Raw genomic sequence first — 12,043 nt, 5'->3', positions numbered from 1 at the left:
ATATGGCTATAAGATCTTTGCTTGATTTGGTAATAGATAAGAAAGCTAGTGATTTACACTTAGTAGCTAGAAGTATGCCAAAGATTAGAATTGATGGAGAGCTAGTTTCTACAGGAAATGTAGTTCTAACACCAAATGATATAGAAGAAATTTGCCTACCACTTATAGATGAAGAGCAAAAAGCTGAATTAAAAAAATTTAAAGAGCTTGATTTTTCTATTGATCTTGGCAATAGTAGATTTAGAGTAAATTATTATTATACTATGAATGGTGAGCTTTCGGCTGCATTTCGTACTATACCGCTAGAGATACCAACACTTGATGATATTTGTGCACCCGATATATTATTTGATTTAGCTAAGAAACAAAAGGGGCTAATTCTAATAACTGGAGCTACAGGAAGTGGCAAAAGTACTACGCTAGCAGCAATTTTAAATGAGATAAATTATAGTCAAAATAAACACATTATTACTATTGAAGATCCAGTAGAATTTATTCATACTAGTAAAAACTCACTATTTTCGCATAGAAATGTTGGAAGCGATACAAGCTCATTTTCACGAGCGTTAAAATATGCTCTTAGAGAGGACCCAGATGTTATTTTAGTTGGTGAAATGAGGGATAAAGAGACTATGGCAATGACTATTGAAGCGGCTCAAACAGGGCATTTGGTCTTTGCAACACTACATACAAACTCAGCTGTAAGCTCTATAAATAGAATAATAGATAGTTTTGCTACAAGTGATCAAGCATATATTAAAAGCTCTTTAGCCTCGTCATTAATAGCTGTAATTTCTCAAAATTTACTTCCAAAAATTGGCGGAGGTAGGGTTGCGCTTTTTGAGATTATGCTAAACAATATCGCAATTTCAAATTTAATAAGAGAGGGGAAAATTCATCAAATCCTCTCTCAAATGCAACTTGGTAGCTCACAAAGTGGTATGAGAATTATGGCAAGCGAGATACAAAAAGCACTAAATGAAAATATAATAACAAAAGATATTGCGATGCAATTTAATGCGACAAATTTAAATTAATGGAGAAAAATTGATGGATTTTATTACTTGGTTTGATATTATTATTATCGCTGTAGTGATTATTTTAGGAATTAAGGGTATTATAAATGGCCTTATTAAGGAAGTTTTTGGCCTTATAGGTATTATTGGTGGTGTGATTATCGCTAGTAGAAATGCAAATTTAGTTGGAGATTTAATAAGTCTTTATATATATCAACTCAGTGATTCGGCAGAATTTTTCTTTGGATTTTTGCTTGCTTTATTAGTATTTTGGTTTGTATGTTTGATGCTTGGTAATCTACTATCAAAGATGTTAAAAATGAGCGGATTGGGATTTGTGGATAGATTATTGGGGTTTTTTGTTGGAGCAGCAAAGATATTTTTAGTTCTTGCTATTTTAGCTGCGATTGTATCAAAAATTTCAGTATTAAATCAAAAAATATCTCCATTTTTTGAAGGCAGTAAGGTTTATCCAATATTATTAAGTGCTGGTCAATTTATTATGGCAATGGATGTTAGTAAAGTTAAAGAGAGTGTAGAGAGTGGTCAGATTGTCGTTCCTGAGCTTTTAGATAGTGCTGAGGGAGTAGAAGAAAATTTAACTAAGGTGGAGCAATGATAGAAAATATTGAGTATGATGCGTTGCTAGAGAGATTTAAGAGGGTATTACGAGATAATGGTTTAAAATATACCAAACAGCGTGAAGTACTTTTACAAACATTATATAATAATAGTGAGCATTTTACCCCAGAGCAGTTATATTTGTATATCAAAGAACGCCATCCAGGGCTAAATGTCGGTATTGCTACAGTTTATAGAAGTCTAAATTTACTTGAAGAATCAGGTATGGTAACATCAATTAGTTTTGGTGTGCAGGGTAAGAAATTTGAACTAGCCAATAAGCCTCATCACGATCATATGATCTGTAGGCAGTGTGGTGTGATAGTTGAGTTTGAAGACCAGATTATAGAAAAGCGCCAGCTAGCAATTGCTAAAGAGCATGGCTTTAAGCTTACTGGCCATATTATGCAACTATATGGTGTTTGTGGTGAATGCAATAAACAAAAGATAAAAGGAATTTAATTGATTTTTGACACTGAATTAGAATTAACTCGTCTAGCTAAGGCTGATGAGCTACGACAAATGGGAGTTAGCCCTTATCCGCATTTCTTAAAAAGAGAGATGAATATTTCTGAGTTTAAGAGCAAATTTGGATATATAAAAGAACTTCCTGAAGGTGAGAGAAAGGCCCAAGAAGAGGTAGTTATATCTGGTAGAATAAAACTAAAAAGAGTAGCTGGGAAATCAACATTTGCCAATATAGAAGATGAGAGCGATAATATCCAAATTTATTACTCATTAGCTAGTATAGGCGAGGAGGATTATACTAAATTCAAAAAAAATCTTGAAGTTGGTGATATAATCCTTGTTAAAGGCTATGCTTTTATCACTCAAACTGGCGAATTTAGCCTACATGCAAGCCATATCACTCTTGCTACTAAGGCCATATCACCACTACCTGAGAAATTTCACGGACTTACTGATATTGAGACTAGATATAGACAGAGATATCTAGATATGATTATGGATAGGGATGTAAGGAGTGATTTTCTTAAGCGTTCAATTATTATTAGTACCATTAGAAGGTTTTTTGAAGAGCGTGGATTTTTAGAAGTTGAGACGCCTATGATGCATCCGATAGCAGGCGGGGCTAATGCCAAGCCATTTATCACCCATCATAACGCATTAGGCGTAGATAGATATCTTAAAATCGCCCCAGAGCTTTATCTCAAAAGGCTTATCGTAGGTGGTATGGAAGCAGTATTTGAAATGAATCGTTGCTTTAGAAATGAAGGGATGGATTTAACTCACAATCCTGAATTTACTAGTATTGAGTTTTATTGGGCTTGGCATGATTATTTTGAGGTTATGGATCTTACTGAAGAGTTATTTGCGACACTACTTGATAAATTAAATTTGGATAAAATAATCGAATTTGATGGTCAAAATATCGATTTTTCTAAGCCATTTAAAAGGATCAAATATCTTGATGCACTTGTAGAAATTGGTGGGTTAGATAGAGAAATTATAAGCGACAAAGAGAAGATATTGGCTAAATTAAAAGAGGATAAATTTGAAGCAAATGATAAGTTAGATCTTGGTCATTTACAAGCTGAACTTTTTGATAATTATGTTGAAAGTAAGCTAATTAATCCTACATTTATAACAGATTTTCCTATTTCAATTTCACCACTTTCAAGAAGAAGTGATGAAAATCCTGAAATCGCAGAGAGATTTGAGCTATTTATCGCTGGTCGAGAATTAGCAAATGCATTTAATGAGCTTAATGATCCAGTTGATCAATATGAGAGATTTAAGGCTCAAATACAGAGCAAAGATGCTGGCAATGATGAAGCCCATGAGATGGATGAGGATTATTGTAGGGCTCTTGGATATGGTATGGCACCAACTGTTGGTTGGGGTCTTGGTGTTGATAGGTTGGTAATGCTACTATTAAATAAAAAATCAATTCGCGATGTTATATTATTTCCAGCGATGAAACCAAAAAATTAAGGAGTAAATATGAATTTAGAAAGTTATGATAAAGAGATTTACGCTCTTTTAAATAAAGAGCTTGAGCGTCAGTGTGATCATTTGGAGATGATTGCTAGTGAGAATTTCACATATCCTGAAGTTATGGAAGTTATGGGCTCTATTTTGACTAATAAATATGCCGAAGGGTATCCTGGTAAGAGATATTATGGCGGTTGTGAATTTGTAGATGAAATTGAGCAGATTGCAATTGATAGATGCAAAAAACTCTTTGGTTGCGAATTTGCTAATGTTCAACCAAATAGTGGCTCACAAGCTAATCAGGGTGTATATGGTGCTTTCTTAAAACCAGGAGATAAGATTTTAGGTATGGATTTAAGCCATGGTGGTCACTTAACTCACGGTGCTAAGGTTTCAAGCTCTGGTAAGTATTATGAGAGTTTCTTTTATGGTGTTGAGCTAGATGGTAGAATCAACTATGATAAGGTAGCCGATATTGCAAATATTGTTAAACCAAGGATGATAGTTTGTGGTGCGAGTGCCTATACTAGAGAGATAGACTTTAAGCGGTTTAGAGAGATCGCTGATAGCGTAGGTGCGTATTTATTTGCTGATGTGGCGCACATAGCGGGGTTAGTTGTAGCTGGCGAGCATGCTCATCCATTTCCACATTGCCATGTAGTAAGCTCCACAACACATAAAACTCTAAGAGGCCCAAGAGGCGGTATCATCATGACAAACGATGAGGAATTTTCTAAAAAGATCAATAGCTCTATATTCCCAGGAATTCAAGGTGGGCCATTAATGCATGTTATAGCTGGTAAGGCTGTAGGCTTTAAGCATAATTTAAGCGATGAGTGGAAGGTATATGCTAAACAAGTCAAAGCAAATGCCAAAAAACTTGGTGAAATTTTAATTAGCCGTGGATATGATCTAGTAAGTGGCGGTACTGATAATCACCTTGTACTTGTTAGTTTCTTAAATAAAGATTTTAGCGGTAAAGATGCAGATATAGCTTTAGGTAATGCAGGAATTACGGTAAATAAAAATACAGTCCCAGGCGAAATTAGAAGTCCATTTATAACAAGCGGTATTAGAGTAGGTAGCCCAGCGCTTACTGCTAGAGGTATGAAAGAGACTGAATTTGAGTTAATTGCAAATCGCATTGCTGATGTATTAGATGATATAAATAATCTTGATAAACAACGTAAAATCGCAGCCGAATTAAAAGATTTAGCTCATCAATTTATCATCTATAATAAAGCGACATTCTAATGCAGCGTATGGATTTATCGCTTATTAAGATGATTACAGATCACTACTATATCAAGCGTGATCTAACTGTAAAAAAGATTGAGCATAAGGGTAGGTATTTTTTTGATAAATTTGAAAGAGTAGATGAACCGCTTAGCCTAGCAATACAAAGGGAACATGCTGAGCGTAAAATAATTGTAGCACACTCTTTGATCAATAGGTTAAATAAAGTTGAAAATATTGTTTTTGACTATAATGGCAGAATGCCTGAACGCTTTTGGCATAGGGCTCAGCTACTACTAAGAGAAGAGGGGTTTATAAATTTCACAGCTTATGAGACCAAAACCCCTGGTCATTTACATCTATACGTCCATAAAGGTCACACAACCTTTATGGAAGGGTGTCAAATAGCTAATAAACTATCAGTGATGCTATCACAAAAGTTACCTCAAGAGTGGAGAATGTTTCCTACTATGGATATGCCATTAGAGTATAATATTCTAGCCTTGCCATATGAGATCTATCAAAAAGAACGTGGTGCTAGCTGGTCAAAACATATGTAAAGGATAAATTATGGAAGAAAATAATAATTTACAAGATATCTTGCTAGATAAAAACGAAGAGGAAAAGTCTGGTGGTATACGCAAAATTTTAATTGGTGTGGCGTTGCTAGTTATCATTTTTGTTGTAGTATTGATTGTTGTGAAGTTTTTAAATTCAAATGAGACTAAAAAGGGTAACGATATATCTGATAGTCTGTTACTACCTGCTGAGTTGCCTGCTAATACATCAGATAATAGTGGCTCAAATGACCTTTTTGAACAAGTGCCAATTGTTAGTGATAATTCAAATTCTAAAGAGAGTTTTGAAAATATAGTAAATGAGTATAAAAATGCTCAAGCTGCTATGGATACTACACCTAGTATGATTGTGCCAGTGCTACCTCCAAAAGTTGAAGAGCCATTTGGTGCAACTGCTCCAGCTGTTAAAGATAATAAAAAAGAACCAGTTAAAAAATCTGAACCAGTTAAAAAGGTAGAAAAAGAGCCAGCTAAAAAGGTAGAACCTGTTAAAAAATCAGAACCTAAAAAAGAACCTGTTAAAAAATCTGAACCAGCTAAAAAGGTAGAACCTAAAAAAGAGCCAGCTACTACAAGCGGCCTAGCTAAGGGAACATATATTCAAGTTGCATCTGTATCTAAACTCGATAGAAATAGTGCTTTGATTAAAAGAATTACAGCTAATGGCTATAAATACACAACTCATGAAGTTGTTGTAAATGGTAACAAAGTAGTAAAAATTCTAATTGGTCCATTTGATTCTAACATTGAATCAAATATTCAAAAAATACGCCAAGATGTCTCAAGTGGCGCCTTTGTCTATAGGGTTAAATAATAATGAAATATTTTGCTCTTTTTGGTAATCCTGTATCGCATTCTATTTCGCCAAGGCTTCATAATAGTGCGCTTTGCGGATTGGGTATAAATGGAATATATGGTAGGATTTTACTAGAGCAAGGTGGTGATATAATTGATAAATTTAAAAAATATAACCTTCAAGGGGCAAATATCACCGTTCCATTTAAAGAGTCAGTAATCAACCTTTGCGATGAGCTTGATAGTATCGCAAAGGAGATTGGCTCGATTAATACATTAGTTCGCATAGGTGATAAGATTAAAGGTTATAATACCGATGCACCTGGATTTATGATGGCAATTGCTGAATTTGGCAAAATTAATAAGGCGCTAATATTAGGTGCTGGTGGAACTGCTAAAGCACTTGCATATATTTTAGATCTTAGCGGAGTGGACGTTGAGATTTTAAACCGAAGCGATAAAAGCGAACAGTTTAATAACTATAAATTCCATACTCATACAAATTTTACTCCAAGTAGTTACGATTTGGTAGTAAATACCACTTCAGCAGGGCTTTGTGGTGATGAATTGCCATGTGATAAACATTTGCTAAATGATATTTTTTCTAATTCAAAATTTGCCTTTGATGTTATTTATAATAAAAATACTCAATTTTTACGCCTTGCTAATGAGTTGAATGTACAAAACAAAGATGGTAGGGATATGTTACTTTATCAAGCGGTTTTGGCATTTAATATATTTTTTGATAATAAATTTAATCAAGATAATATTACGCAGTTAATGCGTGGAGTGTTTGAGCTTTAAAGCTCTTTTCTATCTTTTATTGCTTTAGTTAATGAGAGCATATCGACATTTTCTAGACTTACTCCAGTTGGGATACCTTGAGCGATTTTTGTAAAGCTAATTCCTAATTCCTTTAATTGATCTTCGATATAAAGCATAATACCATCACTATTTATACTTGGGCTAAAAGCAAAAATTAACTCTTTTGAGTTAAATTTACTAATCATATCTTTTAAATTTCCTACACTATTTATATCATTAAAGACAAAATATAATCCGTCAAATGAATTTGAATCTTCTATAGTTAGAATATCTTTAGGACTCTCAACTACGCATATTATGGAACTATTTCGATTGATATCGCTGCAGATATCACAAATTTCATTTTGGCTAATACCGCTACAGATTATACAATGTTTTAGATTCTGAATGGAATTTTCTATTGTATGGGCTAAATTTAGCCCAAAAAATGGATCTTGTAATGCTACATAATAAGCGTATTTTATCGCTGATTTTTTACCTACACCAGGAATTTTACCAAAGGCTTCTACAAGTCTATCAAACTGCTCAAGCTTTTTCATTATCTAATTTTCCAAATTTAATCAAAAATTCATGATATCCATCAGCATAATTATAATCTAAGCTAAATTTATGCATAGAACATATGTGCTCTATGATATATAGTCCAAGTCCCATTCCACTAGCTTTTGAGCTATTATCTCTTATAAAGGCTTGTTTATAATGTTCAATAGAACGATCTAATGGCTTACCATGATTTTTTATAGAAATAGTCTTATTATCGCATGTTATAAGCACTTTTTTATCATCAGAATATTTTAATGCATTGTCTATTAAGTTTTTAATAGCAAGAGAGAATAGTTGAAAATCTACTTTTAAAAGCGGATCGGAGTTTAAATTAACTTTAACATTACTATTAAAATCATCTAAGAGCATCATATCTTTAGCTTGATCTAATATGAGGCTAAAATGATATTTAGCATAATCTAAGCTATAGCTTTTACTTAAAAGTTGTTCTATTTTAGCAAATTCATTTATTAGGATATTGAGTCTCTCAAAAATTGCTATTAAGCGCTCTTTTTGAGTGTCGTCTTCGATCATTTCACTAACGATTCTACCTTTGCCAATTGGTGTTTTTAACTCATGCATAATGGTGCGTAAAAATAATTGTCTAGACATAATGAGATCTTTAATTTTGCATGCTGCGTTATTAAATTCATATGCAACCTCGCTTATCTCATCGTTACCTTTAGAAAAATTGACTACGCAAACTCCATCCATATTACCAGCTGCAAATTTACGTATATCACTACGTAGTTTTTTTAATGGTACAAGACTTCTAAAAATCGATACATAAAGCGAGATAAATAGCGCCATAACAATTATGAAACTTGCTAATATGCTATCATTTCCACTATGTAAAGTAGATTCTAAAATTATAGTTACGCTTTGATTTTTAATGCGTAGATAAAGATTATTTTTATAGCTAATGGTATCAACTATGCCAATTAATGTATCGCTTCTACTAACTAGTGTGCCGTGGTCAAAAATTGCCTTTTGCAAATTTGCATTTTTAACATAAGCTAGATCAAAATTTTTAAAGTATCGCTCCCAATCTTCTGGCATATTGGATTTTTGGTATAGTGATAGTAGCCAACTAATAGAATTATAGTGATTTTCGCTAATTTTTTCTAGCAATCTCTCATTTTGTAGTTTAAAAAACATAAAAAATAGAGTGCAAATCACGATAAATCCAATAGCGAAAATTATCGTGATTTTGGTAGTTAGAGAGTATCTCATCCGACTAATTTATACCCTATACCACGAACTGAAAATATATGTTTAGGCGATTTGGAATTATCACCGATTTTGGTTCTTAAGCGACCGATTATAACATCTAAGCTTTTAGAATCTTTATCTTTTAGGCTTTTGCAATGATATACTAACTGCTCTCTTGATACTGAAAAGCTATGTTGTTTGATTAGGTATTCTAAAATTTCATATTCGGCTGGTGTTAGTGTAAGTGGCGCTCCATTATATGATATCTCATGCCTTTTATCATCTACTTTAAATAGCGTATCTGTGACCTCTTCTTGGGTTTCATTGCTCTTTTTATAACGGCGGATTAAGCTTGTAATTCTAGCGTGCATCTCTTTTGGGTCATATGGCTTTGGCAAGTAGTCATCAGCGCCAATTTGAAGTCCAACAACTCTATCATTTACATCGCTTCTAGCTGAACTAATGATGATAGGGATATCATACTTTTCTCTAATCTCTTTACAAACCTCTAACCCATCCATACCTGGCAGCGTCAAATCCAATATCAAAAGATCATAATTTTTGATACCGGCACTAAGACCCAAATATGGATCTTCGTAATTTGTAACTTTGATATTAAATTTTATTAAATATTCAGATAAAATTTGAGCAAATTCCGGATCATCTTCTATCATTAATACATTTATCATATTTGGCTCCTGGTATTAAAATTTGGCACTATTATACCAAAAATTAATAATAAAATTTACTTTTATGGATAAATTTAGTAACTTTTAGATAAAATCGCCAGTTAAAATTATAAGCAAGGAAGATATTTTGGAATTTGATTATTATGAGATATTAGAGATTTCAAGGGATGCTGATAGCGATACGATTAAAAAAGCATATAGAAAACAAGCATTAAGATACCATCCAGATAGAAATCAAGGCGATAAAGAGACTGAGGAGAAATTTAAACAGATTAATGAAGCTTATGAGATTTTAAGCAACGCTGAAAAAAGAGAAATATATGATAGATATGGCAAAGATGGGCTAAAAGGCATGGCCGGTGGTGGCTTTGGCGGTGGATTTGATTTTGATGATTTGGGTGATATATTTAGCTCATTTTTTGGTGGCGGATTTGGTACTAAAAGTAGATCTCAAAGTCAGTATAAATATGCTTTAGATATAGAAGTTGGTATTGGGCTAGAGTTTAATGAGGCGGTTTTTGGTTGTGAAAAAGAGATAAAATATAAGTATAAAATTCCATGTAAAAGCTGTAACGCAACAGGCTCAAAAGATGGCAAAAAACAGACTTGTAGCAAATGCGGCGGAAATGGTAAGATAGGAATTCAACAAGGCTTTATGCAATTTGTCCAAACTTGTCCAGAGTGCTCAGGTACAGGCCAAACTATCAAAGACAGATGCCCTGAGTGTAACGCTAGTGGCTATAATGAAATAAGCGATAGTATTAAAATCAATATCCCTGAAGGGGTGGATAATGGTACTAGAATTAGGGTTAGCCAAAAGGGAAATAGGTATGAAAATTTAACCGGAGATCTATATGTCCGTATAGCTGTTAAAGATGATGAGCATTTCCATAGAAATGGAGATGATGTATATGTGGAGATTCCAGTATTTTTCACCCAAGCTATTTTAGGTGATAGTATCAAGATACCGACGCTCAGAGGAGAGACGACTTTGGATTTACCAGTAGGAGCCAAGGATAAACAGCAATTTATTATCGCTAAAGAAGGAGTTAGAAACGCTAGAACCAAGCAATTAGGCGATTTAATCGTTCAAATTTCAATCCAAGCACCTAAAAAGCTAAACGATGAGCAAATAGAGCTTTTGAAAAAACTTCAAAATAGTTTTAGTATCAAAAGTGGCGAAATGGCTACTGATAAGGGAATTTGGGATAAGATTAAAAGCTGGTTTTCATAAAATTTTATGGCTAAATTTATAACTATAAAATTGCTTATTTGAATTTGCGATTTTATAGTTATTTAATATATTGTCAATTTTTATATTGATATAAAATTTGAAGAAATTATGCTAGAAAATATTGGTGAAAATGGCAATATTATATATGGCGATCTATCAAAACAGTTAAATTTCAAATGTGATTTTAAAGGTAAAAATAATATTGTATTTTTTGCTGGAAGAAGCAAAAAATATTAATATAACTTTTCACTCAGATAATAATTTGGTTTTTATTGGCAATTGTGTTAGGGTAAATGGCTCAATCTCTCTTACAAAGGATTGCTGTTGTTATATAGACGATGATAGTAGTTTTGGCGGAGTTAGTCTGCGTATTTATGAAGCTACAAATATTATTATCGGTAGGGATTGTATGTTTTCATGGAGTATATGGGCTGGTACTTGTGATTATCATCCTATAATGGATATTAATAGCAATAATAGATTAAATTTTTCAAAAAGTATTTATATTGGCGATCATGTTTGGTGCTAAAAGTATGGTTGTTAAGCAGTGCTATTCAAATACTATAAATGCATGAAATCCAGCAAAACAGATAAAAATGATATATTTTGGCTAAGAGATGATATATTTGAACAAAAATGGAGTAAAGAAGAGACACTAAAAAATTTAAATATATCAAATTAAAATTTTAAATATATTTATGATAAAGATAAGTTTATCTCACCAAAAGCTATTGAAAATATGCTAAATAGCCTAATTAATGCAAAAGATAAATTGGAATTTTTATATGATGTAATCTATAATAATAAGAGTAAAAATAGATTTGCTTATTTTGAAAATTATCCTTATGATATCTCTTTAACACAGTATAAAAAAAGATTTAATAATATTAAATTAAAGAGCAATTTTTAAATTGCAATATATCTGAGCCATCTAATATAGTAAAAAAGCCAAGCTCGAAGCTTACCTATGGTAGTGCAAAATTACAAATATTAAATGGACTTGAATATAGACTAGGCTATACTATGGTAGAGAGTTTTAAAAGTACAATAGGTATTTTTAAATTACCATTTAGATTGATAGATGTATTATTAAAATATAAAAAGGAACAAAAAAAATATAAAGAAAATATAAAACATAATCCAAATTTAAAAGTGTCAGAGCTTAAATCATATAGTGATTATGAAGATGCCTTAAGATTAAAAAATCATTTAAGCTATAATTTAGGTAAAGCTTTAATAGGAGCTAATAAAAATTGGTATAAAGGTGGATATGTTAAATTTATATTTGAAGTTATTAAGATAAAAAAAGATTATAGTAAAAGAGTGTGAGTAAATTTAATA

General features: G+C 32.4%; 15 protein-coding genes. 12 read left to right on the top strand and 3 right to left on the bottom strand.

All coding sequences use genetic code 11. From position 1 onward, the window contains the following. The first annotated feature begins 2 nt into the window (after positions 1-2). The 8 genes from CIGN_RS04625 to CIGN_RS04590 are packed head-to-tail and all read left to right on the top strand — an operon-like array spanning position 3 to position 7,003. Positions 3-1,037, top strand: coding sequence for a type IV pilus twitching motility protein PilT (locus CIGN_RS04625; RefSeq protein ID WP_181892527.1), 1,035 nt, complete (start codon positions 3-5; stop codon positions 1,035-1,037). A 13-nt stretch (positions 1,038-1,050) separates the two neighbouring features. After that, on the top strand, positions 1,051-1,635 hold the full coding sequence (locus CIGN_RS04620; protein ID WP_086224364.1) for a CvpA family protein: 585 nt from the start codon (positions 1,051-1,053) through the stop codon (positions 1,633-1,635). Next, positions 1,632-2,099, top strand: a complete 468-nt coding sequence (locus tag CIGN_RS04615; protein WP_086302497.1) for a Fur family transcriptional regulator — start codon at positions 1,632-1,634, stop codon at positions 2,097-2,099. Before CIGN_RS04620 ends, CIGN_RS04615 begins: the two co-directional genes overlap by 4 nt. 3 nt (positions 2,100-2,102) lie before the next feature. Continuing rightward, a complete protein-coding gene (gene lysS, locus CIGN_RS04610) occupies positions 2,103-3,590 on the top strand; it encodes a lysine--tRNA ligase (RefSeq protein WP_236844799.1) in 1,488 nt (495 codons plus the stop codon). 9 nt (positions 3,591-3,599) lie between these two features. Further along, positions 3,600-4,844 (top strand): serine hydroxymethyltransferase, encoded by a 1,245-nt coding sequence (locus CIGN_RS04605; protein ID WP_086302495.1) that lies wholly within the window; start codon positions 3,600-3,602, stop codon positions 4,842-4,844. Then, positions 4,844-5,386, top strand: a complete 543-nt coding sequence (locus CIGN_RS04600; protein WP_086302493.1) for a DUF1882 domain-containing protein — start codon at positions 4,844-4,846, stop codon at positions 5,384-5,386. Before CIGN_RS04605 ends, CIGN_RS04600 begins: the two co-directional genes overlap by 1 nt. 10 nt (positions 5,387-5,396) lie before the next feature. Further along, positions 5,397-6,218, top strand: coding sequence for an SPOR domain-containing protein (locus tag CIGN_RS04595; protein ID WP_086302491.1), 822 nt, complete (start codon positions 5,397-5,399; stop codon positions 6,216-6,218). 2 nt (positions 6,219-6,220) lie between these two features. Continuing rightward, complete coding sequence (locus CIGN_RS04590) at positions 6,221-7,003, top strand: shikimate dehydrogenase (RefSeq protein ID WP_086302489.1); 783 nt, start codon at positions 6,221-6,223, stop codon at positions 7,001-7,003. Here CIGN_RS04590 and recR read toward each other — a convergent pair. The 3 genes from recR to CIGN_RS04575 are packed head-to-tail and all read right to left on the bottom strand — an operon-like array spanning position 7,000 to position 9,468. Beyond that, a complete protein-coding gene (gene recR, locus CIGN_RS04585; RefSeq protein WP_236844798.1) occupies positions 7,000-7,566 on the bottom strand; it encodes a recombination mediator RecR in 567 nt (188 codons plus the stop codon). The genes CIGN_RS04590 and recR overlap by 4 nt on opposite strands. Next, positions 7,550-8,800 (bottom strand): ArsS family sensor histidine kinase, encoded by a 1,251-nt coding sequence (locus CIGN_RS04580; RefSeq protein WP_086238822.1) that lies wholly within the window; start codon positions 8,798-8,800, stop codon positions 7,550-7,552. Before CIGN_RS04580 ends, recR begins: the two co-directional genes overlap by 17 nt. Beyond that, on the bottom strand, positions 8,797-9,468 hold the full coding sequence (locus tag CIGN_RS04575) for a response regulator transcription factor (RefSeq protein ID WP_086224376.1): 672 nt from the start codon (positions 9,466-9,468) through the stop codon (positions 8,797-8,799). Before CIGN_RS04575 ends, CIGN_RS04580 begins: the two co-directional genes overlap by 4 nt. 127 nt (positions 9,469-9,595) lie before the next feature. Between CIGN_RS04575 and dnaJ the strand changes: the two genes are divergently transcribed. The 4 genes from dnaJ (at position 9,596) to CIGN_RS04560 (ending at position 12,031) form a co-directional block, all read left to right on the top strand. Further along, positions 9,596-10,702 carry a molecular chaperone DnaJ gene (gene dnaJ / locus CIGN_RS04570; RefSeq protein WP_086302485.1) on the top strand — a complete coding sequence of 369 codons (1,107 nt, stop codon included), beginning with the start codon at positions 9,596-9,598 and terminating at the stop codon, positions 10,700-10,702. A 108-nt stretch (positions 10,703-10,810) separates the two neighbouring features. After that, on the top strand, positions 10,811-10,939 hold the full coding sequence (locus tag CIGN_RS08410) for a hypothetical protein (protein WP_257789247.1): 129 nt from the start codon (positions 10,811-10,813) through the stop codon (positions 10,937-10,939). Positions 10,940-10,964: 25 nt separating this feature from the next. Further along, positions 10,965-11,231, top strand: a complete 267-nt coding sequence (locus CIGN_RS04565; RefSeq protein ID WP_141081433.1) for an LbetaH domain-containing protein — start codon at positions 10,965-10,967, stop codon at positions 11,229-11,231. 362 nt (positions 11,232-11,593) lie between these two features. Beyond that, a complete protein-coding gene (locus tag CIGN_RS04560; protein WP_491844267.1) occupies positions 11,594-12,031 on the top strand; it encodes a DUF8374 domain-containing protein in 438 nt (145 codons plus the stop codon). Positions 12,032-12,043: the final 12 nt, after the last annotated feature.

The organism is Campylobacter devanensis (genome assembly GCF_002139915.1).
Classification (GTDB): Bacteria; Campylobacterota; Campylobacteria; order Campylobacterales; family Campylobacteraceae; genus Campylobacter; species Campylobacter devanensis.
This window is presented reverse-complemented; position numbering and strand designations above follow the sequence as displayed.